Source organism: Methylomonas sp. MK1 (assembly GCF_000365425.1).
GTDB lineage: Bacteria > Pseudomonadota > Gammaproteobacteria > Methylococcales > Methylomonadaceae > Methylomonas.
The window spans coordinates 3,456,808-3,480,583 of sequence record NZ_AQOV01000001.1; the positions used below are offsets into that span (position 1 = coordinate 3,456,808).

The window sequence follows — 23,776 nt, forward strand, 5'->3', positions numbered from 1 at the left end:
TCGGCGAGTGCTATGCAAAGCAGGTCTAAACCTAAATTACTGGCGGGCATGTAAGTCATAAATGCCAGGATTTGCCGTGGCTTACAGGGTAAAGTTACGTAATGGTTGAGATTTCGACTATAATCCCGCCCCGCTTATATGGCTTTTTCATAGGCTTACCAAATTCGACTGGTTTACATCAACTTCATCGACATGCTGATTTCGACCCTGGTACCTGACTGGTACGGAGCCTGATAAAAAATGGACATTACCCTCATCATCAAATCCCTGATACTCGGCGTAGTTGAAGGATTAACCGAATTTCTTCCCATTTCCAGCACCGGCCATTTGATTCTCGCCGGCGATTTGCTGAATTTTAACGACGACAAGGCCAAACTGTTTACCATCGTGATTCAGGTTGGCGCGATCCTGGCGATTTGCTGGGAATATCGGGCCAAGATCGGCTCGGTGCTCAGCGGTCTGACCAGCGACAGGCAAGCGCAAAAGTTTGTATTAAACCTGATGATTGCCTTTATGCCGTTGGCGACGCTGGGCTTGTTGTTTGGCAAGCATATCAAGGCCGCGCTGTTCAAACCGGTGCCGGTGGCCTTGGCGTTCATCATCGGTGCGTTCGTGATTATCTGGGCGGAAAAGCGCGAGCATAAAATTCGCGTCGAAAGCGTGGACGATCTCAGTCCGTTGGATGCATTGAAATTGGGTGTTGCCCAAGCGTTTGCGTTGATTCCCGGCACTTCCCGTTCCGGTGCCACCATCATCGGCGGCTTGTTGTTTGGGCTGTCGCGCAAGGCTTCCACCGAGTTTTCTTTCTTTTTGGCGATTCCGACCTTGGTGGTCGCCAGTCTTTACGATTTATACAAACACCGCGACTTGTTGCATGTCGAAAGCGACGCTCTGTCGTTCGCGGTCGGTTTAATCGCGGCTTTTATTAGCGCCTTGCTGGCGGTTAAGGGTTTACTGCGTTATATCAGTCATCACGATTTTATTATTTTTGCCTGGTACCGGATCGTGTTTGGCGTGGTGGTGATAGCCAGCGCCTATAGCGGTCTGGTGCAGTGGACAGTGGATTAACATCCGGCGTTACGCGGGGCAGTATTTCGATTTTTTTGATCTTTAAAATTTAAGGGTAGGTTATGGCTTTGCCACTGTTGATGATAGTCATCGGTCTGATTGTGTTGGTTTGGAGTGCCGATATTTTTGTCGAAGGAGCTGCCGCGATAGCGCGTTTTCTGGGGATGTCGCCGTTATTGATCGGCATGGTGGTGATCGGTTTCGGCACCTCCGCGCCGGAATTGACGGTATCGGCCTTGTCGGCTTGGCAAGGTAATCCGGGGATAGCGCTGGGTAATGCTTACGGGTCGAATATTACCAATATCGCCTTGATTCTGGGGACGGTGGCATTGATCAGCCCGATTATCGTCCATTCGCAAATTGTAAAAAAAGAGCTGCCGGTATTGTTTGCCGTCACCTTGTTCGTGCTGGCGCAGTTATACGACGGCGAGTTGTCGCGAACCGATGCGATTCTGGAGCTGGCGGTATTTATCGGGGTGATGACCTGGATGGTGCGCCAAGGTCTGAACAAAAAGGCCGAGACAACTGATGTGTTGGGCGAAGAAGTCGCCGACGAGATGGAAGAACATCCGATGTCCTTCGCGCAGTCTGTGATTTGGTTGGTCGGCGGCCTGCTGTTCTTGATGCTCAGTTCCAGGTTATTGGTTTGGGGTGCGGTAACGATTGCCCAGGATTTGGGGGTCAGCGATTTGGTGATCGGCTTAACCATCGTCGCCATCGGCACCTCTTTGCCCGAGTTGGCGTCGTCGATTGCCGCTGCCCGCAAAGGTGAACACGATCTGGCCTTGGGTAATATCATCGGCTCCAATTTATTCAATACGCTGGCGGTGGTCGGATTGGCCGGGGTCATTCATCCGATGTCGATTCCACTGGAAATCGTTAATCGCGATTGGCCGCTAATGGCCTTGCTAACGTTATCGCTGTTCTTTTTGGGATACGCCAGAAAAGGCGAGCAAGGCCGGATCAATCGGGTTGAAGGCGGCATCTTGTTAGCTATTTACGCCAGTTACACCGTGTACTTGATTAACACCGTCGTGAGCGCTTAAGCATGTCCTTGGAAAAACGTTTGGGAAATATCGCCTTTCGTTGGGGCAACTGGCTGCTGTATTCACCGGGATTAGTGTTACTCGCCTCGATAATCTTGGCTTATCTGGCCGTGCAGTACACCGGCAATCATCTGACCGTCAACACCGATACGGCGGAACTGATCGCTCCAGAAGCGCCGTTTCAGCAAAACCGGCGTAAATTCGAACAGCAATTCGGTCAGGAAGTGCATACGCTGCTGCTGGTGATCGAGTCCTCCAGTCCGGAATTAACCAAGGCCGCTGCGCAACGCTTGAGCCGGGAGCTTAGAGCGGATACCGAACATTTCACTAAGGTCTATCGGCCGGATGAAAACGCGTTTTTCCAACGCAATGGCCTGCTATATCTGGATACCGATAAGTTGCAGGATTTTTCGGTGACGCTGGCGCAAGCCCAGCCGTTTATCGGCAGGATCTCTCAAGATCCCAGCCTGAACGGTTTTTTCTCGATTTTCGAAGACGCGCTGAATGCGGAAACCAAGACCGAAGAAGTGCCCATCGACCTGATGTCGCTGATCGACAAGGTCAGCAATTCCCTGCATAAAACTCTGAACGGCGAAACCGATTTATTGTCCTGGCAAAAACTGATCGCCGAAAACAAGATCAGCGAAGAGCAATCGGACAAGGCGTTTATCTTCGTCACGCCAAAATTCGACTACAGCCAGATTTTGCCAGTGGAGCCGGCGATCAAGGTTATCCGTCAAGCGGCCGACAAAATTCAAGACCCCAATATGCCGGCTGTCAAAGTTTGGGTGACCGGCGAAGTCGGTTTGGAGCACGACGAAATGGCCGGGATGAGTGACGGTACCTTCACCGCCAGCATTTTTTCTATCGTGCTGGTCTGCGGCATTTTATTGGTTGCGTACCGCTCCTGGCTGTTGATGCTGGCTACCTTGCTGACATTGGCCTTGGGTATGGTGTTTTGCGGTTTGTTCGCCTCCGTGGCGGTGAAACAGCTGAATCTGATTTCGGTGGCCTTCGCGGTGTCGAATATCGGTTTGGGCGTGGAATATGCGATCCATTTTTGCCTGCGTTATCGTGATAATCTGGATTTATACGGTAGCGACAAAGGCAAGGCGATTCGTTCGGCTTTATTGGCGACCAGTCCGTCCTTGATTCTCTGCGCCGGTACTACCTCCATCGGTTTGTATGCCTTTATTCCCACCGATTACCAAGGCATTTCCGAGTTGGGTTTGCTGGCCGGTACCAGTTTGTTTATTTGCCTATTCATTACGCTGACCGTGTTGCCGGTACTGCTTAAGGTGTTGCCGAATCCGCCCGTGCATCAATTGCATGGCGAACAACCCGGCGAATCGAAATTTACCCATCTGCTGGCGCACTTTACCTTGCACTATGCCAAACCGATTTCCTTGCTGACTTTGCTTGGCGCAGTGGTTGCCGTGTACTTCGTATTTCAGGTGCAAACCGATTTCAATCCGTTAAATCTGCGCGATCCGCACACCGAATCGGTGATTGCCTTCAAGGACTTGATGAAGGAGCGCGATACTTCACCGATGACGTTGACCGTTTTGGTAAAAAACGAAGACGAAGCCAGGGCAACACAGAAAAAACTGGAGAGCCTGAAAACCGTCGATAAAACCGTCAGCTTGTTCGATTTTGTGCCTGACGATCAAGAAAGCAAATTGGGTATCATCGACGACATGGTGCTGACGCTGGGCCCGCAAAGTCAGTTTTTTCCGCAACTGAAAACCGGTACCGATCCGTTACCAGCGATCAAACGCATGATCGCCGCGATTGACAATAATCTGCCGAAAAAAACCAATCCCGCCGACATCAAATCGCTGCAAACCTTTAAACAACAGTTGCAAGACGTGATGGTTGAATTGGAAGCCAGGTTTCAGCCTGACCGTGGCGTGTTTATCGAGAAGATTCAAACCTCGTTGCTCGGCACTTTGCCCACTGTAATGAACCAGCTTCTGATCGGTTTCCATGCCGAGGAAATTGTACCGACCAGTATCCCGGCGGAAATCAAGGAACGCTGGTTGAGTAAAGATGGCTTATACCGTATTCAGATTTTTCCCAAGGAAGATTTGAACGATCTCGGTAACTTGCAGACCTTCATTACCGACGTGCAGGCCGTGGCGCCCAATGCCACCGATTTGCCGGTGATGTATTGGGAGTCCATGAAAGCCGTGATCGGCGCTTTCCAGGAAGCCATCATCATCGCGTTGGTAGCGATTGCCTTGCTATTGATGTTCATACGCCGCAGCTTGGTCGATACTCTATTGGTGATGACGCCTTTAGTATTGGCCGGCTTATTCACGATGGCGACTACCGTGTTTACCGGTACACCGATCAACTTTGCCAATATTATTGCTTTGCCTTTATTAATGGGTCTGGGTGTCGATAACGGTATCCATATGGTTGAAAAACTGCATCACTCCCTATCCGAGGATCAGAATATTTATCAATCCAGTACCGCGCGCGGCATGTTTTACGGCGCGTTGACCACCATTTCCAGTTTTGTCGGTCTGGCATTTTCGCCGCACCAAGGCATCTCCAGCATGGGGCTGGTGATCACTATCGGCATTTTCTGGATCATGACTTGTACCTTTGTGGTGTTGCCGGCTATCAGCAAGCTGGTTTTAAAAAAAACTGAGCATTTAGCCTGAGAGTTTGAAAAGCATAGCCTAGACTTATCCGGCAGCTTACATGGCGGCCGGTAAAGCGAGAGAATCCAGGGTAAGTTTGAATTTTATAATTAACTTTTAGTTTTTAGAGGCAACCATGTTTGTAATCATTGGTTATGTGATCATTTTGGGCTGCGTATTGGGCGGCTTCATGATGGCTGGCGGCCACTTGGGGGTACTTTGGCAGCCGGTGGAGGTGCTGATCATCGTCGGCGCCGCCTTTGGTTCCTTTTTGGCCAGTAACTCTTTGGCCAACAGCAAGGCGGCGATGGCTGGCGGTACCGCCACATTGAAAGGCAGTACCTACACCAAGGAATATTATATGGAGCTGCTGATGAGCTTTAACGCGCTCAGTCAGAAGGCCCGCAAGGAAGGTTTATTGTCCCTGGAAAAAGTGGTGGACGATCCGGAAGGCAGCTCGATTTTTGGGGAAAAAATCGTCCACGACCACCATCTGATGGAATTCATATGCGACAAGCTCAGGCTGATCCTGACCGGGGTTGATGTCAATCAACTCGAAGACATCATGGATGCAGAAATTGAAGTGCACCATGCCGAAGGCAACGAGCCGATCAAGGCCGTGCAAAAAGTCGGTGACGGTATGCCCGCTTTCGGTATCGTCGCGGCGGTAATGGGGGTGGTGCATACGATGGAATCGGTGGGGATTCCGCCGGCGGAACTGGGCAAACTGATCGCTGCGGCGCTGGTCGGTACCTTCCTGGGTATTTTGGTGTCTTACGGTTTTATTGGCCCGGTGGCGTCGGTGATGGAAGCCCGGCTGGAAGAAGAAAGCAATGCCTATAAATGTACCCAAAAAGGCCTGCTGAACTGCGCAAAAGGTACTTCGCCGGCGATGACCGTGGAGTTCATGCGCACTGCCATTCCGCATAATGCCAGACCGAGCTTTACCGAGCTGGAAGAACAATTAAAAGCCGGTAAATAGGGTAAATAGTGATGGCCGAACAACCCATAATCATCAAAAAAATCAAGAAGGCCGGTCACGGTGGTCATCACGGCGGCGCCTGGAAAATTGCCTATGCCGACTTCGTGACGGCGATGATGGCTTTCTTTTTGTTGATGTGGCTGCTCGGATCCACCGATGAAAAAACCAAAAAAGGTATTTCCGAATACTTCCAGAATCCCTTCGGCGTCGCGATTACCAATAGTAGCGGCGAGGGTACGGGTGATCGGACTAGTATCATTCAGGCTGGCGGTCAGGATCTGAAGTCGCAAGAGGAGGGGCAAGTGCATCAGGGGGAAAATACCCCGGCCGAACCAACCCCCGAGGATATTGAAAAACTGGCGGAAGAGCAGGAAAAGCTCAAGCTGGAAAAGTTGCAGGAAAAAATCGAGGACATGCTGAAAGCCAATGACAAGTTGGCGGAATATAAGGATCAGATCAAGCTGGAAACCACGCCGGAAGGCTTGAAAATCCAGATTATCGATGCGCAAAACCGGCCGATGTTCAAGTTGGCCAGTTCAGGTATAGAAACCTATGCGCAAGCCATCCTGCGCGAATTGGCGCCGGTTATCAACGAATTACCGAATAAAGTCACCATCAACGGTCATACCGACGCGTTGCCGTTTCCCAGCAATCGCACCGGCTATTCCAACTGGGAGTTATCCAGCGACCGGGCCAACGTGGCGCGCCGCGAACTGAACCAAGGGGGACTCAGCGAAGATAAGGTGCTACGCGTAGTCGGTCTGGCGTCCAGTATTCCTTACAAGGGAGACGTCCCCAACGATCCGATGAACCGGCGGATTTCCATCGTGGTAATGAACAAAAAGACCGAAAATCAGGTGTTGCACGATGGCGCCGAAGATAAGCCCGGAAGCAGCGATACCTCGGTTCCCGGTCTGCCGGCCATATCGCCAACGATTCAGCAAAATACCAAAATTACCGGGGCGGACGGCGCTGCGCATTAGCCTGACTCGGTCAATAATCGGCTGACAGCTCGGTAAGGACTGATGCAGTTATTCAAGGCGCTGTTCAGCCAGCTACTAGCCTGCGTCGTAGTGCTGGGTCTACGCACCACATTCCCCCTGTCCGTTAGCGTTTGGCAAGCTGTCGCTATTCAGGCCGGCTTGGCCGCACTGTTCTCTCGCGGTTTTCGTCAGCCAGCCTGGTGGCTACCAATTCATTTGCTATTTATACCGACCGTATTACTGGGGCTGAGCTGGCAAGTGCCTGCTTGGCTGTATCTGCTGATATTGCTGCTGCTAACCCTATTATTTTGGGGGACAGTGAAAGGCGATGTGCCGTTGTTCTTATCGTCTTCCGCCGTCAGCGAGGCGCTGATCGAAATAGTAAGCCGGGAACGGGCGCAAGCGTTTATCGATATTGGCGCCGGTCTGGCTACCGTTGTCGTGCCGCTTGCAAAAGCCCGGCCGGACATGGCTGTGGTGGCCTTGGAGCGAGCGCCGCTACCCTGGCTTCTGGCAACATGGCGTTGCCGCCATCTGGCCAATGTCCGGGTCGGGGGATCCAGTTTCTGGGAGCAGGATTTACGCGAGTTCGATGTGGTGTTCGCCTTCTTGTCGCCGCTGGTGATGGCCAAAATAGGCGAAAAAATTCGGCGGGAAATGCGGGCCGGATGCTTGTTTGTCTCGTCGTCTTTTCCGATACCGAATAGCCGCCCCGAGTCGGTACTCGAACTGAACGATAGTCGGAAAACCAAGCTGTATTGCTATCGGATAGGCCGGTTATAGACGATCCCTGGTAAGTTAAAACCCCCCAACCTTCTTCAGCAGGAGAGGGAGCTTAGTCCAACGACATTGCCTGGAGAGAGTGTGAATTTTAGCGCTGTTATTTAGGCGCCGGCGTACTCGTAAACTCGGGGACCAACTTTTTCAAGCCGGCCAACAGTTGCCGGTTATCGTAGTTCCGGCACACCTTCTGCAAATCTTCAATCTGTTTAGCCCATTCCACGGAGTCGTAGAGTCGCGCTTTGGCCAGGCGCAATTTCGCATGGCTGGTTGCCAGTAATTGTTCCTGATCGTGGAATAGCTCTTCGTAGAGTTTTTCGCCGGGCCGCAAGCCGACAATCTTAATCGCTATGTCCTTATTCGGGACTTTGCCGCTCAGGCGGATCATTTGTTCGGCCAGGTAGGTAATTTTTACCGGCTCGCCCATATCCAGCACGAATACCTCCCCGCCCTGGCCTATGGTTTCCGCTTGCATGATCAGCTGGCAGGCCTCCGGAATCGTCATGAAGTAGCGGGTAATATCCGGATGCGTTACCGTGATAGGGCCACCGGCCTTGATTTGTTCCCTGAACAGCGGCACCACGCTGCCGGCCGAATCGAGCACGTTACCGAACCGCACCGTGGTGAAGCGGGTGTTGCCGGTCTGATTCAGGTTTTGACACAGGATTTCCGCCGCCCGCTTGGTTGCGCCCATCACGTTAGTGGGATTGACGGCCTTGTCGGTGGAAATTAATACAAAGCGCGCCACGCCAGCGGAAATAGCGGCTTCCGCCAGTATCTTCGTGCCGATCAGATTGTTATGCACCGCCTCGCGGATTTGGTTTTCCAGCAAGGGCACATGTTTATAAGCGGCGGCGTGAAACACGATTTCCGGCTGCTGCGTGGCGATTAACTGTTGCACCGCAATCGGATCAGCGACATCGCCCAGTACTGCTTGATGCGATAACTCCGGAAACAGTCGGCTCAAGTCAGCATTGATTTTGTACAAATTAAATTCGCACTGATCAAATACTATCAGCTTGCGCGGTTGGGCTCTGGCCAGTTGCTTGCAAAGTTCGGAGCCTATGGAGCCACCACCGCCCGTGACTAAAATAACTTTGTCGCGCAGATGATTTTTTATGCCGGGCCAATCCAGCTTGACCGGTGTGCGGCCCAGAATATCTTCGATGGAAACGCTACGCAGATTGGCGGTGGTGACCGCGCCGCTTAGCAATTCTTTAACCGAGGGTAGGGTCTGAAAATCCACCGAGCAGTTTTCGCAGATTTCCACGATACGGCGCATTTGCTGATCGCTGGCCGACGGCACGGCAATCAGCACCGTTTCGATATTCCAGCGCTCGATTAACTCGGGAATTTGCTCGACCGTGCCGGCAACGCGGATGCCGCGAATTTCGCGCTTGTATTTGCCATGGTTGTCGTCGACGAACACTATCGGCACATAATCGCTATCGACATTGGCCAATAAATCCCTCACCAGCATTTCGCCGGCGGAACCGGCACCGACGATCAGTGCGCGCTTACCCACGCGCTCCGCAAACGTCTGTTCCTTCCAAAAGCGATAAACCAGACGCGGAATGCTGAGCAAGGAAAACAGGATCAGCACATACAACGGTACGACCGAACGCGGTACACCGTGCAGGCGGTCGTATAAAAACAAGGCGGAGGCAATAAAAAAAATCCCGGTCAACACGGCTTTGCCGATGCGGATCAGGTCGGGCAGCGAGGAAAACCGCCAAACGCCGCGGTACAAACCATACACCCAGAATAAACTGACCTGGATGGCGATGACCCAAGGCAGGAATAATAATGCTGAATAAAAAAATTCGTCAGGGATGTCTTGCAGATTAAAGCGCAGCCAGTAAGCGCCGAACCAGGCCAGAGGGATCATGGCCAGGTCGTGCAAAAAAATGGTGGTGCGGGAGCGGAATCTTAAGGTCACGAAATAACCAACTCGGTTTGGCCGGCCTTAAAACGGTAAGCCAGATAGATTAAGGGCAGATAAGCCAAGGCGATCCCGGCCAAAGCGTGGCTGGGATGCTTAAATATCCATAGAGAGATAGGCAACAGCCAGCCGCAATTGATTACCCAGCTTGCCAATAACACAGGCAAATGCCCGTAACGTTTGGCAGCGTGTTGATAAGTATGCGAGCAGTGCGCCGCATACCATTTTTGTCCGCTGAACATTCTAACCGCCAAGGTATAGCTGGCATCCACGATAAACACGCCGAATAAAACCAGCCCGCAATACAGCAGCACGGCGGCCTGTTGTGCGGCCAGTAAAATCAATAAACCCAGTAATAGGCCGATAAAGCCGCTACCGACATCGCCCATGAAGATTTTCGCTTTCGGCCAATTCCACAGCAAAAAACCGCCGCAAGCTGCCGCCAAACTCAAGGCTACCGCGCACAGGTTTTGATCGGTAAAAAACAGATAGCCGGCCAATGCCGAGGATACGAACAGCGCTTCCGACGCGGCAATGCCGTCGGTACCGTCCATGAAATTGAACAGATTGAGAGTCCATACCAAAAACAGTGCCCCCAAGGGATAGCCCAGCCAGCCAGGATTAAAGCTCAATCGCCCGAAGATGGCGTCGAATGGCGCGGGGATCAATATCACAGGTAGACCATTCAATAATTCCAAGGCGATGACGGCTGCCAATAAATGCGTCAAAAATCGCCAGCGCGCGGCCACTTCGCCGTGATCGTCACAAAAGCCGATAACGGCTACCAATAGCGTGGAGCTCAGCAAGGCCAAGAAACTTCCTGTTAATTGATCAGCAAAAAACAGCCAGAGAGCTGCCGTAAAGAATGCCAGTACGACTGCCAAGCCGCCGCCGCGTGGGGTTGGCACGCTGTGTGAGCTGCGTTGGTTGGGAATATCCAGCACCTTGTAAGTTAAGGCGTAGCGGCGAATCAGGCCGGTCAATACGGCGGCGAGCAGCAAGGTAACAGTAAAAAGCAGTAGCACTCAGGATTTAACTTAGATGGCGAATAATATCGGGCAGGGCTTTCCAGAGAGTATGGCGAGGTTGAAAACCCAATTCGCGGCCGATTTTAGCAGACGAATACCACGCAGAACCGGTTAATTTTTCCAGACTATCGCTATCGATAGGAAAGCGTCGCCCCGTTAGTCGGCCATAGCCATCACCCAATTTGGCTAAGCTGGTTAGCAACGGCATCGGTATAGACCAGGCAACAGGCGGCTTGCCGAGAGCGGCTCTGATCGCGTCGTAAATCTGCCGGGTGGAATAGTTTTGTTGATCGGTGACGATATAAATTTGTCCGGCTGCTTCGGGTTTCTCGGCCGCCAACAATGCCGATGCAATGACGTCCTTTACATGCACCATGGAGCGGTGGTTTTCCGATTTCGGTAGCGGCGGGAATATGCCCCGGTGGATGGCGCGGATCATGCGCGGCAGATTGCCTTTGCCGGTGTCGCCGTAGACCATACTGAGTCGTAACACCACGGGGTGCGGTACATAACCACCGTGCAACACCAATTGCTCGGCATCGTATTTGGATAAGCCATAGGGATCTCTGGCCGGGTCGTTAATCGTTTCATCCATGGGTTGTTGACTGCTCTGGCCGACCGCTTTGACGCTGCTGAAGAACACAAAGCTTTTTACCCCGGCCTGTTGCGCCGCTTTCAGCAGTTTACGGGTTCCTTCGGTGTTGACTTGCCGGTATTCGGCCGCATCTTGCCGACTTTCCGCCAAGGCGTGGGCTTTGCCGGCCAGATGAAATATGACGTCTATGCCGGCGCACAACTCAGGGGGGCAAGCTCCCGGTTCAGCCAAATCCAAGGCTATGTTGTCCGGGTCATGCCCGGCGCGACTGCAAGTTCTTACCACATAACCTTGATTTTTTAAGGCTTGGCATAGGTGCTGGCCAATAAAACCGCTGGCGCCGGTGACGAGGGCCTTAGTCATGCTAGATGTTGCCAAAAAGACATAATAATTGGCAGCGAATTAAGCGGCGGCTGAGAGTACGTAAGTTGAGTTATTGCTTGCTGCCATGTTCTGCAAATACTTCATACTTACCTTCCTTATCAAAGGATATCACCTTGTAAGCGTCTTGCTGCCCGCCCATTTCCATGCCGGGGCTGCCCATCGGCATGCCCGGCGCGGCGATACCGGCGATGTTGGATTTGCTTTGTAAGAGCTTCTGAATATCGGCAGCAGGCACATGGCCTTCGATCACGTGGCCGTCCACGATGGCAGTATGACAGGACGCCAGCTTTTCAGGCACGCCGAAACGGGATTTGATGGTCTCCATGTCGTCGCTAACCACGTCGTTGATTTTAAAGCCGCTTTGCTTGGCATGTTCCAGCCATTTGCCGCAGCAACCGCAAGTGGGGCTGCGATAGACAGTCATTTCCAGCGGCTTTCCGGCTTCTTCAGCAGACGGGCTTTGGCTGCAAGCCGCCAGTAATAAAACCATTAGTTTTGATGCTCTCATAAATACCTCTTTATTCGCCGTGTAGTGTAACGATGATAGTGCGATTGCCGGCATGATTGCGATGCTCGCATAGATAAATGCCTTGCCATATCCCCAAGGCCAATTGGCCATCGCTGATCGGAATGCTTAGCGAGCTGCCTAAAATAACGGTTTTAATATGTGCGGGCATATCGTCCGGCCCTTCGAGCGTGTGGCGGTAGTATGGTTCATTTTCAGCAACCGCTCGGGAGAAATAACTTTCCAGGTCCCGGCGTACGTCCGCATCCGCGTTTTCGTTGATTGCCAGCGATGCCGAGGTATGTTGCAAAAACACATGCGCCAAGCCGATTTCAATTTTATCCAGTTCGGCCAGCTGGCCGACTATTTCCCGGGTGATCAAATGAAAACCGCGCGGTTTGGCGGCAAGCTGGATGCGTTTTTGAATCCACATGGCGAGAATGTTAAAAATTGATAAATGCTGGAAATTTGGATGGCTGCAAATTATTCAGCGAATCGTAAAACTCCGCAATTAGTCCTCTAATCCCGGAGCAATACCGCAAAGTTGAGGTAGATAATTCCTTCTCCCTCCGGGAGAAGGTTAGGATGAGGGAGATTAAAATCAATTATTTACACCCCTCACCCGAGCCCTCTCCCGGAGGGAGAGGGAGGCGTAACTTAGCGGCATTCCCCTCAAGTATAAACGCCCTTATTTAGCGATGATATTGTGGACTCAATTCCCGCACCGCATCGACCATGGCCTTGACGTGTTCCGGATTAATGTCCGGCAAAATGCCGTGCCCCAGATTGAATACATGTCCTGAGCCGTTACCGAAACCTTCCAGCACTTTGCCGACTTTTTCGCGGATCACTTCCGGTTGCGCGTACAAAGTGATAGGGTCCATGTTGCCCTGCAAAGCGACCCGGTCGCCAACTCGGGTGCGGGCTTGGCCAATGTCGGTTTGCCAGTCCAGGCCTAGGGCGTCGTAGCCGGTATCGGCCATCGCTTCCAGCCACAGACCGCCGCCTTTGGTAAACAAAATGGTGGGGATTTGCTTGCCGTCCTGACGGGTGTTTAACAACTCGCGAACCTGGCGCGCATAGCGCAACGAAAACTCCAGATAATCGTCATGGCTGAGCATGCCGCCCCAGGTATCGAACACCATCACCGCATCGGCTCCGGCGGCAATTTGCGCATTAAGATATGAGGCAACCGATTGTGCCAGCTTATCCAGCATTTGATGCATGAGTTGCGGCTGTTCGAACATCAGGCTTTTCACTTTCTGAAAGCTTTTGCTGCTTTTGCCTTCCACCATGTAGGTGGCCAGCGTCCACGGACTGCCTGAGAAGCCGATCAAGGGTACCCGACCGTGCAAATTGGTTTTGATCAAGCGCACTGCGTCAATCACATAGCGCAATTCGGTTTCCGGGTCGGGAATCGGCAGTTTGGCGATGTCGGCAGCTGTTCTGACCGGGTTGGCAAACTGCGGGCCTTCGCCTTCGGCAAACGATAGCCCTAAGCCCATCGCGTCGGGGATGGTCAAAATGTCGGAAAACAAGATGGCCGCATCGAAATTAAAACGCTCCAGCGGTTGCAGCGTTACTTCGCAGGCCAGTTCCGGATTGGTGCAGAGCTGCATGAAGCTGCCGGCCTTGGCGCGCACTTCCCGATACTCGGGTAAATAACGTCCGGCTTGGCGCATCATCCAGACGGGGGTGCGGTCGACGGGCTGTCTTAACAGGGCTTTTAAGAATAAGTCGTTTTGTAAGTTGGTCATTCGTTTTGATTGGGGATGAGAATCAGCGGCGGCTTTCTTTTTGTACGGCCCGGAAGCGCTTTTCCATGGCCTGCTTAAATTCGCCGGGCATGACGGCTTTAAGCTGGATCGCTTCGGCGGCGGTTTGGAAAGAGCCGTAAATTACCACGTATTTTTCCTGCTCGCCTTGTTTGATGGGATAGAACTTCAGGCCGTCGCGGTAATCGGCGTATTTTTTTTGGAAACGCAGCGCCGCATCTTTACTGGACAGTACCATGACTTGCAGCGTGAAGTTGCCAGCCGGTTGCGCCATGATCCAATCTTGATCGCTGCCTTCGAATACTGGTTTAGCAGGTTTGCGTTCGATAGGCTTAGCCACAGCTTGGACGGGCGGCGGCTCCACAGCAGGTGTTGCGTCTGCGGCAGGTGTCGCGGGTTTTTCAATCGGCGGCTCGGGTTTGGCTGGCACCGGGTTGGCGACGACTGGTGTACTGATAATTTCGCTGGCAACGGGTTGGCCTACCGGTTGTTTTGCCGGGTCATTTGGAACAGGGGCGACCGGCTTGGGCTTATCGGGAACGGGAACAACGGGGACCACAACATTGGTTGGCGCTGGTTCCGGCTCGGGGACTTTGGGTTCGGGCAAGGCTGGAGCAGGAGGTGGCGCGATTGCTACCTCGTTGGTCAGTATTGACGCCGATGGCTTTATTGATTCCGGCATCGCCGGCACGGGCAGACTTTCGATCGCAAGTTTGTTGGTGCTGTCGTTTTGGCCGCTAATCGGCGAATTGCCGGTTGTTTGCTCAATAAGCTGGTCAAGCGGTATTAACGAGTTTACCGCGTAGCCAGTGCCGACTAGCACGCCGGAGATCGCCAACCATAAGCCCAGTTTGCTGCGTTTATGGCTTTGGGAATTAGCCAATTTAGGCAATTGCCCGAGAATCTTGCCGGGGATGCCGTTGCTGCTGCGGTATAAATCCTCGATCAGGCTGTCGCTGATGGCATTGAACGACACCACCGCGCCCGGCTGCGCCGACAGGTTTTGCAAATATTCGCCGCATTGTTTTTTACTGAGCGGCGGCAGTTCGATGAAATGACATTCCTCCACCAGTTTGTCGGTACCGCTCTTGATGTGGAATTGATCGTGATTCATCGCAAACACCAGGCGCAAGCCCGGCAGCGAATCGGCAAACTCGATCAGCATCGTGATCAGGCCGGGCACCAAGTTGCCGGCATCATCGACCAGCAGCACTACTTTTTGTTTGGCGCATTTGTCGCGCAACGCGCTCAGATCGAAAGCGGAGCCTTTGGCGATATTCAGGCTACGTAATAAATCGTTGATCAGGCTTTCGAAGCTGGAGTCTGGTGAAGCCGGCAGTAACACCACCTCCCACATATCCTTACGGCTTTGCTTAACAGCTTCCAATAACGTGGTTTTACCGATGCCTTCCGGGCCGCAGACGATCAGCGATTGCTGCAAATTGGCCAGCAAGTGCAACAACAAGTCCAGTTTTTGCGAGCGCTCCAACGTAATCAAGGCCCGCTCGGTGCTGTTGACCACCGAGCGCTTTTGGTAGCTGTAGGTCAGGTCGTCGTTATCCAGCATAGCCATTCAAGGTTGCCTGCAATTGCGCCAGATCGACGTTGACGGGAAGAGAGGCTTTGCCGACCGCTTCCAGCAAAATCACCCGAATTTTGCCGTCGACATTTTTCTTATCCACGGCCATCAAATCCACATATTGCTCGGTCGTCATCTCCTTAGGCGGAGTGACAGGCAAATTGGTGGCCCGGAACATGGCGATAATCCGCTTGACGTCGGCATCGTTCAGCCAGCCCAGGCGCCGCGATAAATCGGCGGCAAAACAAGTGCCGATAGCCACCGCCTCGCCGTGCAGATAATGACCGTAGCCGCTGCCGGTTTCGATGGCGTGGCCGAAGGTGTGACCGAGATTTAGCGTAGCGCGCACGCCGGATTCGAACTCGTCTTCGCCGACCACTTCGGCTTTATTGATGCAGGATCGCTCAATCGCATAAGCCAAGGCGTCCTTATCGCGCGCCAGCAATTTCGGCATATTCGCTTCTAGCCATTCTAAAAAGCCGGGGTCGCGAATCAGGCCATATTTAATGACTTCCGCCAGGCCAGCCGATAACTGCCTGTCGTCAAGAGTATCCAGCACGTCTGCGTCGGCGATGACGCATTGCGGTTGATAAAACGCGCCTATCATGTTTTTACCCAGCGGATGGTTCACGCCGGTTTTGCCACCCACCGAGGAATCGACCTGGGCCAACAAAGTGGTGGGGATCTGGATAAAGGCGATGCCGCGTTGATAGCAAGCCGCCGCAAAGCCGCCCATGTCGCCGATCACGCCACCGCCCAAGGCAATCAAAGTGGCGTTGCGGCTAAATTTTTTGGCGAGCAATTGATCGAAGACTTTTTCCAAATATTGGAGCGTTTTGTATTGCTCGCCGTCCGGCAGGATCACCGTTTCGACTTGATAGTCGCCCAATGCCTTCTGCAATTTGGCTAGATAAAGCGGGGCGATAGTCTCGTTGGTAACGATCAATACCTGCTTGGAGCGAATATGCTTGGTTAGCAGTTCCGCTTGGGCCAGTAAGCCGGCGCCAATGTAAATCGGGTAACTTCTGTCGTTATTTAGTGCAACTTGCAATTCTTTCATGATCTTCTAAGGCAGCCTGATATTGCTGCAAAATGGTTTTAACCACGGTTTTAGTGGGCAGGACGCCGGAGTCGATTTTAAAATCGGCGCATTCCGTATACAGCGGGTCGCGTTGCGCCAGCAAGGTTTGCAGGCGTTGCCTGGGGTTGTCGGTGCGCAATAGCGGGCGTTGCGTATCGTGTTTGGTGCGGTGCAGGATTTTATCTATCGAACAGTGCAAATAGACGACGAAGCCGTTTTCCTTGATTGCCGCCCGATTCTCCGGCATTAAAACCGCGCCGCCGCCGGTGGCCATCACTATCCCTTGCAACGCCGATAAATGTCGGATCACAGTCTGCTCGCGCATCCGAAAACCCTCCTCGCCCTCGTAGGAGAAGATAGTCGGAATATCGACACCGGTGCACTCCTCGATGACTCTATCGCTGTCGTAGAACGGCCATTGCAAGGCTTTAGCAAGCTGTTTGCCTATCGTGGTTTTACCCACACCCATCAGGCCGATCAAGTAGATGTTTGCCGCTGGTTTCATTGCATTGGCTGGTTGCGCGCATTAAAAACCGAAGCATTATGCCCACTTTTTGCAGGGAGTTAAATTTTAGATGTCTGGCGTCAGCTTTTGAGGGGCTATAAAAATTACACAAGTCCCCTTCTCCCTGAGGGAGAAGGAGGGGGTGAGGAACATAAAAATAGGAAATTCACCTTATTTAATTCTCCTCACCCCAGCCCTCTCCATCAGGAGAGGGAGTTTATTGGTCAACTACTCCTGACATTGCCCTGCCTCGTGCACCCATGCAGTCGTCCTGCAGGGAGGGAGTCAAATTAACGGCTCTTTACTTTCATAGGCTAATGCTATTAAGTTTGGAGTATTCCCTCTCTCCAAGGGAGAAGGGGTTTCCTCGGCTTTTACCGATTCTCTTAACTCAAGCACAGTCAGATGAATGGCTTCCATTACGGCAGGCGTATCTTGTAAAACCTCATGATTCCAAAATCTAAGTACTCTATATCCCAGCTGTTGTAAATAATGGCTTCTGTCTTGATCGTATTGCTTTTGATCAGCGTGTTGTCCGCCATCAATTTCAATCACCAACTTGGGTTCCAAGCAAACAAAATCAACGATGAATGGGCCGATAACCTGCTGTCTACGAAATTTATAGCCCAACAATTGCCGATTCCTGATCTGTTGCCAAATCACTTGTTCTGCGTTGGTTTGATTTTTGCGTAGTGAACGGGCCAATTCTTTCATTGCAAAAGCCTTTTTTGGATTCCCTCACCCCTGCCCTCTCCCGGGGGGAGAGGGAGTTATCTTTCCGATCTAGATGGGGCGATCCTAATTTAGTCTAGCTAACGAAAATACCGGTATTCCCCCTTCTCCCCTTGGGAGAGGGCTGGGGTGAGGGGAGTTAAAAGCCCCGGCAAATTTAATTTTTTGCCCTTCAAGCAAACAATACCGAGAATAAAATTCCAGAAAGCTTTAGCGCAAATACTCAACCAAACTGCGCCGCAATCTGCCCCTGGATTTTTTCCGCCATCGCTTTGCGGTCAGCCGCGTCGCGGATGGGTCTGCCTACTACTATATAATCCGCGCCGTTTTGAATCGCTTGCTCGACACTGACCGCGCGTTTTTGATCATCGTCTTCGCGGTTATCCACCGGCCGGATACCGGGAGTAATCACCAACAGCTTTTCGCCCAACTGCTCCCGAATCATTGCCACTTCCAAGCCCGATGAAACAATGCCGTCGCAGCCTATTTGTAAGGCCCTTTTTGCGCGTGACAACACCAAGTCGCGCACATCGCATTGAAAGCCCAAGTCATCCAAATCGCCGCGATCCAGGCTGGTTAATGCGGTGACGGCCAACACCTTTAAGTCGCCTTTCGCCGCTGCCGCTGCTTCCATAATGGAATCGTTGCCGTGGATAGTGGCCAGATCCACGCCTTTGTTACTTAGCGCTTTAATTGCCCTGCCCACTGTGGCCGGAATGTCGAAGAATTTAAGATCGACAAACACTTTTTTGTCGCGGGCCTTTAGCCATTCGATAAACCCGAAATAATCGCCCGACATGAACAGCTCCATGCCCACTTTGTAGAAAATCACAGCTTCCCCCAGTTCTTCGACCAAGGCTTGCGCTTCTGCGATGCTGGAAACATCCAGAGCCATGATCAGGCGTTCGCGGACGGGAATGGCTTTATTTGATATGAAAGATTCTGTCATAAGGATTATGAAATAGTCTGTTTACTTGGTTAAGAGTAGCGTTTTTATTGGTGAGCTTGGCAAGACCTGCTAAAGTGGTTTACAAGCAACGTTGATTTTTCAGCCGGTTTTTGAGTGTCAATTGTCCCGCTCATGATGTTGCCAGGAAGTGACATGCAGGAAGAACTTGTATGCGCCGAACGGTTTATATGCCGCCGCCGGTGTTGCATTAAACTTTCATTAAGCTGAAATAATTTTGGCTTAAAGTCCTATAATCAGGCAGGCAAATGATCAACTCATTAAGCTAACCAGTATATTTGATATGAATCAATTTCGCCCAAAAGGATTTATCAGGCCGCTGCAGCCCGAATTGCAGAGCATTAAGCGGGCCATGGATACCGCGTTGATTTTTATCACGCTATACATCTCGCTACACATCTATGGCGAGCCGTTCGACCGTGAATACCTGGGCTTATTTATTGTCTGTACCGTGTTGTTCGGTATTTTTGCCGAGCATCAAGAGATCTATCACGGCTGGCGCGGTGATCCCCTATTTGACGATGCCGTGCGGATATTATTGTCGTGGATAGTGGCCTTTGCACTGATTGCCAGCAGTTTTTTCGTGTTTGACCTTGGCTTTGAATATTCGCGGCAAGTCTTGGAATTGTGGCTGCCGCTGGCGCCGCTCAGCATCATCATGCTGCACTCGCTGCGCCGCTCGACATTGTCTTATTTGCGGATGCATGGCCTTAATACCCGTAACTACGCGATTTTGGGCGGCAATTCGCTAGGCAAACGCCTAAATGCCGCGCTGACTGAAATGCCTTGGCTGGGCTATAGCTTTGTTGGTTTTTTTGACGACCGTATCGAGAACAAACAGCGCAGGCAGGATGAAGACATGGTCGACGTCATCGTTGGCGACTTTAAAGAGCTACTGGAAAGAGCGCAGCGTGGAGAAATCGATCATATCTACATCACCTTGCCCTTGCGTGCGGAAAAGCGAATCAACCAATTGATTCGAGAGCTGGCCGATAGTACGGTGTCGGTAAACATAGTTCCGGATTTTTTTACCTTTAACCTGATGCAATCCAAGCTCAGCAGCGTAAAAGGGATACCGGTGGTCAGCGTCTTCGATACACCTCTAAACTCGTCGCTGGACGGCGCGGCCAAACGGCTTGAAGACTTGTTGTTGTGTGCGATTATTTTGCCGATTATCGCTATCCCGATGCTGATCATCGCCATTGCGATCAAGCTTACCTCGCCGGGGCCGGTCATTTTTAAACAGATGCGTTATGGCGTGAAGGGTGAGCAGATTGAAGTTTGGAAATTTCGGTCGATGTCGGTGTGTGAAAATGGCGACAGCATCAAACAAGCCACCGCCAACGACAGCCGGGTGACGCCGCTAGGCAACTTTTTGCGGCGTACCTCGTTAGATGAATTGCCGCAGTTTCTAAACGTACTGAGCGGCACTATGTCCGTGGTCGGCCCAAGGCCCCATGCAGTGGCGCACAATGAATACTACCGCAAGCAGATCCAGGGCTACATGCTGCGGCACAAAATGAAACCCGGCATCACCGGTTTGGCGCAAATCAGCGGTTGCCGAGGCGAAACCGAAACCATCGACAAAATGGAAAGGCGGATTCATCACGACCTGGAATACATTCGCCAGTGGTCAGTCATTTTAGATTTAAAGATTGTGGTATTGACTGTTTTTAAAGGGTTTGTGGGGCAGCAGGCTTACTGACTAAAAGCTCCTCTCTTTTGAAAAAAGAAAGCTATTAAGTTTAGCCCCCCTCTCCTTGCTTGGGGCGAGGGGAATTAAAAAGGAAGCTATGACTAAGTCCTTAGACAGGCTAACCACGAACAGTATTTTATTAATTCCGGTCGGGGTAGCCTGTCGAACCACCTGTACTCTGAGAGTCTGATCGGAACCAACTTGTTTAGAGCGTGCTAAGGCGAATTACTCGTTTTGATTCCCTAACCCCAATTTCCATTTTGTGCCCTTTGGGTATGTATTAAGGCAATGTAGTTAAGTTAAGAGTTGAATATGCTGTAGGGTCGAATTTATTCGCCCTTTGGCGCCCATAGCGAGAATAAATTGGCACCTACAAGTTTTAACTTAGCGGCATTTAGTATGAAGGGAGAAAAGGTTTCTTTAATTTTTAAGCGGACCTTTTCATAAGCTTTAATTCGACTTTGTCAGATTTGGGGTATCACATTGCCGAAGGTCGTTATTCCGGCATGGATTGCCGGAACCTAGGCTTCATGGATGGTTAGAAGCCCGCCATTCATGGCACTGGACACCAGCTCTTGTGACCTTTTGGCGTCCCGGCGGATATGACGGACTTACTTTCTAATCTGACCAAATAGAATTAAGAACGCCCAACAGAAATTGGTAGCTGGTGTGTGAGGCCAAAAAATGAATCAAGGACATCCAAGGCCAAGTTACCGCGCCGCAACATACGGACATAAACCATGCGATTAACGCAACAACAAGCCGACATCTTAAAGAGCATTGCCGCTGAGTGTGTGGAGCGCAAGCAAGCTTGAAATTGTTTGGCTCTAGTACAGACGATAATAGACGTGGCGGAGACATAGATTTGTGGGAACCTCTAAAAATCTCCTCTCCCTCCGGGAGAGGGTTAGGGTGAGGGGGTGTAAATAAGTGATTTTAATCCCCTCATCCCAGTCTTCCCCCAAATAAGGAGAAGGTGGTTTTTTAATTTTTAGAGGTCCCCTTGTATGTAAAAGGATTTAATCAAAATCTTGAAAAAACCTTGGTTGCCAAACTGCGCTTTCGGGTTAAAGCCAAAAAGGCACTGGGCGAACAGCGTATCGACCTATTATTTGCTCCGGCAATAGAGGAATAGCAAAAGCCTATTCAGCGTATTGCGAAACAGACAGCTATTCCGTTATGAGTAAACAAGAAGGCATTGAATTTAAACTTCGGCCAGCACTACAGGAATGTTGGCTGCATAGACTAGATTGTATGCGGCATAGCCAAACTGCAGCATCTCGCGACACATATACCCACGCTCACACAGGCAGTTTTGCATTTAGCGGACGCTGCAAATGCGCGGATTTTAACCCCAAATAAACAAGACAATGGCTCACTTTGAAAGCAATCGCAATCTAGCAATGGTGTTTATCGCGTTGAGCATCGCATGGATAGCGATACTTTTCATCGAATCATCACAGCCGCCGGCTGCAATAATGGGTGAAGTTTCTGGTCTGGATAAAGTGGCACATTTTTTGGCATTTGGCGTACTGGCCATATTAGTATTTGGGGCTTCGTTTAATTTGGGTTTGGGGTGGCATTTGCCAGCGTTTTTTATGCCATTATTGATTGTGACAGTTATTGGTGTGGCCGATGAGTTATATCAGTTATCCAATCCTAGTCGTGCTTTCGAGGTATTAGATTTAGCAGCCGATATTAGTGGTGCTGTTGTATTTTTATGTTTTTGTAAGTTTTTCTTAAAAAGCAGATTGGGTAGCCGATTCACTTATTCAAAATAGTATGTATCGCAGGCTACTTTTTTTTCGTGTTTAAGCTGTTTTTCATTAATATTTAGCGGAGAGATTGTAAGTTTGGATAAAAAAAGCAGACTCGTTGATATAGATAGAGCTAAAGGCTTTGCTATTTTCCTTGTTGTGTTAGGGCATATTGTTGCAACGGATATGCCAGTCGGCAATGAATGGTACGCGGTGCTTAAGTTTTATATTTATAAGTTCCATATGCCATTTTTTATGTTTATTTCAGGAATAATAATGGCGTATACATTTCCTGTTATAAAAAATATGGAAGGTTATATTTTATATGTATTTAAAAAGATAAAGCGCTTGGCTCCAGGATATTTGTTGTTTGGTGTTCTGATTTATGCTGGCAAGGTGTATATGTCTAAGCTAATACATGTCGATGACGTGCCGGGAAATCTTTATACCGAGCTATATAATCTACTCATAATCCCTTCCAAAAGTGCTGGTGGGTCTCTTTGGTTTATATATGTATTAATGGAAATGTATATGGTATTCCCATTGTTTATTATGGCATTCAGTCAAAAGCCGATGGTCGCTGTATTTACAGGGGGCTTATTGATGTTTTTGCCAGTTACAAGCGCTTTTATGCTGGACAGGTTTTGTGAATATTTTATGTTTTTCGCTATCGGAGTTATGGTGGTTAACTATTATGAAGGGTATTTAAACCTGGTAGAAAGGTTCTTCTATGTTTTCTTTATTTTGTTCTGTTTTTCATTTTTATCAGTTATTTATTTATCAGCTGAAGTCTCAAAAGCAATTATTGGTTTATTTTCATTGCCCGCACTCCAAGGCTTGATGCGAGTTGGGCCGTTTTCAAACATTCCAATTTGGGCGGTGTTAGGTAAGTATACTTACAGCATCTACCTCATGAATACCATAGTTATTGGTATGGTAAAAGGTGGTATTTTGACAAATTTTTCTTGGGATGGTGCTAACTTTTGGGTAATAGCGCCTGTTTTATTGTTGGTGGGCGTTTATGGGCCAATAATTATTAAGAAACATGTTTTATCAAAATCAACGATATTGGATCGAATAACTAGTTAGAAGGCATAAGAGATTGGAAGAATATTGTTTTTATTGGTGCTAACAATAGCAGTATGCTGAATTCGCGGGTGCTTAGGTATAACAAATAAATACAGTTTGAATTCTCGAAAAGAATCGGCAATGTTGTTATTTTCAGTTAATTTAAATTAATTAGTTTTTTGCTAATCAAATTCGAGAATCTCATGTGATTTTGAGGCTCATGCCATTAAGTCTTTAAGTTGAAATTATGTGAACAGGGCGATATACGTCTAAGTTTTAACGTTTATTAAGATATGTGCTGGACGGAGCGCCATGGCGAATGGAATAAAACATGCGTGACCATCACAATGTCCTGATGCATTGAGGATCCTTTGCTAAGGAATTCGGTTGTACTGATAAATCATAGAACTGGGCGATGGTGTAAACAATTACATATTTATAACGATTATTTAAGAAACATGCCCTGTAAAGTTTAGCTCCACAAGCTGTGCTCCAGGACTAATCAGGCTAGTGTAATATTAGTTACAATCCGATTGTGAGATAAATTTAATTTTTTATCTCCTACAGAAAGCCCAGAAAATTAATAAAATTTTTGCATAGAATACAAAAGATGATGTCTTTCAATTTTCGAGGAAAATGGTCAGTATTAAATTAT

20 protein-coding genes are annotated in these 23,776 nt (G+C 50.1%); 9 read left to right on the plus strand and 11 right to left on the minus strand.

The features are described 5' to 3' along the window. The first annotated feature begins 240 nt into the window (after positions 1–240). From G006_RS0116410 to G006_RS0116435, 6 genes are all read left to right on the plus strand, one after another. The gene (locus tag G006_RS0116410; RefSeq protein ID WP_020484308.1) at positions 241–1,068 is read left to right on the plus strand and encodes an undecaprenyl-diphosphate phosphatase; all 828 of its coding nucleotides are present in this window, start codon (positions 241–243) and stop codon (positions 1,066–1,068) included. A 62-nt stretch (positions 1,069–1,130) separates the two neighbouring features. Further along, on the plus strand, positions 1,131–2,114 hold the full coding sequence (locus tag G006_RS0116415; protein ID WP_020484309.1) for a calcium/sodium antiporter: 984 nt from the start codon (positions 1,131–1,133) through the stop codon (positions 2,112–2,114). 2 nt (positions 2,115–2,116) lie between these two features. Further along, complete coding sequence (locus tag G006_RS0116420) at positions 2,117–4,783, plus strand: MMPL family transporter (RefSeq protein WP_020484310.1); 2,667 nt, start codon at positions 2,117–2,119, stop codon at positions 4,781–4,783. Positions 4,784–4,898: 115 nt separating this feature from the next. Then, on the plus strand, positions 4,899–5,744 hold the full coding sequence (gene motA, locus G006_RS0116425) for a flagellar motor stator protein MotA (protein ID WP_020484311.1): 846 nt from the start codon (positions 4,899–4,901) through the stop codon (positions 5,742–5,744). Between the two features lie 11 nt (positions 5,745–5,755). Further along, positions 5,756–6,727 carry a flagellar motor protein MotB gene (motB, locus tag G006_RS0116430; protein WP_020484312.1) on the plus strand — a complete coding sequence of 324 codons (972 nt, stop codon included), beginning with the start codon at positions 5,756–5,758 and terminating at the stop codon, positions 6,725–6,727. 42 nt (positions 6,728–6,769) lie between these two features. After that, positions 6,770–7,510: a hypothetical protein gene (locus tag G006_RS0116435; RefSeq protein ID WP_020484313.1), complete on the plus strand. Its 741-nt coding sequence runs from the start codon at positions 6,770–6,772 to the stop codon at positions 7,508–7,510. A gap of 97 nt (positions 7,511–7,607) precedes the next feature. On the opposite strand, the gene G006_RS0116440 is transcribed toward G006_RS0116435, so the two are convergent. The 11 genes from G006_RS0116440 to pyrF all read right to left on the minus strand — a co-directional run bounded on the left by G006_RS0116440 (position 7,608) and on the right by pyrF (position 18,582). Further along, complete coding sequence (locus G006_RS0116440) at positions 7,608–9,446, minus strand: polysaccharide biosynthesis protein (protein WP_020484314.1); 1,839 nt, start codon at positions 9,444–9,446, stop codon at positions 7,608–7,610. Next, a complete protein-coding gene (locus tag G006_RS0116445) occupies positions 9,443–10,474 on the minus strand; it encodes an MraY family glycosyltransferase (RefSeq protein ID WP_020484315.1) in 1,032 nt (343 codons plus the stop codon). The genes G006_RS0116440 and G006_RS0116445 overlap by 4 nt, the downstream gene beginning before the upstream one ends. Before the next feature lie 7 nt (positions 10,475–10,481). Then, complete coding sequence (locus tag G006_RS0116450) at positions 10,482–11,435, minus strand: NAD-dependent epimerase/dehydratase family protein (RefSeq protein WP_020484316.1); 954 nt, start codon at positions 11,433–11,435, stop codon at positions 10,482–10,484. Positions 11,436–11,505: 70 nt separating this feature from the next. Next, positions 11,506–11,964, minus strand: a complete 459-nt coding sequence (locus G006_RS0116455) for a DUF411 domain-containing protein (RefSeq protein WP_026147110.1) — start codon at positions 11,962–11,964, stop codon at positions 11,506–11,508. 10 nt (positions 11,965–11,974) lie between these two features. Further along, a complete protein-coding gene (locus G006_RS0116460; protein WP_020484318.1) occupies positions 11,975–12,394 on the minus strand; it encodes a secondary thiamine-phosphate synthase enzyme YjbQ in 420 nt (139 codons plus the stop codon). Between the two features lie 259 nt (positions 12,395–12,653). Continuing rightward, a complete protein-coding gene (gene hemE, locus G006_RS0116465) occupies positions 12,654–13,718 on the minus strand; it encodes a uroporphyrinogen decarboxylase (RefSeq protein ID WP_020484319.1) in 1,065 nt (354 codons plus the stop codon). A gap of 22 nt (positions 13,719–13,740) precedes the next feature. Continuing rightward, a complete protein-coding gene (locus G006_RS0116470) occupies positions 13,741–15,309 on the minus strand; it encodes an AAA family ATPase (protein ID WP_020484320.1) in 1,569 nt (522 codons plus the stop codon). Beyond that, entirely contained in the window at positions 15,293–16,375 is a 1,083-nt protein-coding gene (gene aroB, locus G006_RS0116475) for a 3-dehydroquinate synthase (protein ID WP_020484321.1), read from the minus strand. Before aroB ends, G006_RS0116470 begins: the two co-directional genes overlap by 17 nt. Next, on the minus strand, positions 16,347–16,901 hold the full coding sequence (locus tag G006_RS0116480) for a shikimate kinase (RefSeq protein WP_020484322.1): 555 nt from the start codon (positions 16,899–16,901) through the stop codon (positions 16,347–16,349). The genes aroB and G006_RS0116480 overlap by 29 nt, the downstream gene beginning before the upstream one ends. Before the next feature lie 285 nt (positions 16,902–17,186). Continuing rightward, entirely contained in the window at positions 17,187–17,615 is a 429-nt protein-coding gene (locus G006_RS25720; protein ID WP_020484323.1) for an endonuclease domain-containing protein, read from the minus strand. Positions 17,616–17,856: 241 nt separating this feature from the next. After that, entirely contained in the window at positions 17,857–18,582 is a 726-nt protein-coding gene (pyrF, locus tag G006_RS0116490) for an orotidine-5'-phosphate decarboxylase (protein ID WP_020484324.1), read from the minus strand. 301 nt (positions 18,583–18,883) lie between these two features. On the opposite strand from pyrF, the gene G006_RS0116495 reads away from it, so the two are divergent. The 3 genes from G006_RS0116495 to G006_RS0116510 all read left to right on the plus strand — a co-directional run bounded on the left by G006_RS0116495 (position 18,884) and on the right by G006_RS0116510 (position 23,142). Then, complete coding sequence (locus tag G006_RS0116495; protein ID WP_020484325.1) at positions 18,884–20,305, plus strand: undecaprenyl-phosphate glucose phosphotransferase; 1,422 nt, start codon at positions 18,884–18,886, stop codon at positions 20,303–20,305. A gap of 1,361 nt (positions 20,306–21,666) precedes the next feature. Then, positions 21,667–22,077 (plus strand): VanZ family protein, encoded by a 411-nt coding sequence (locus tag G006_RS0116505; protein ID WP_020484327.1) that lies wholly within the window; start codon positions 21,667–21,669, stop codon positions 22,075–22,077. 72 nt (positions 22,078–22,149) lie between these two features. After that, positions 22,150–23,142, plus strand: coding sequence for an acyltransferase family protein (locus G006_RS0116510; protein WP_020484328.1), 993 nt, complete (start codon positions 22,150–22,152; stop codon positions 23,140–23,142). The last annotated feature ends 634 nt before the right edge of the window (positions 23,143–23,776 follow it).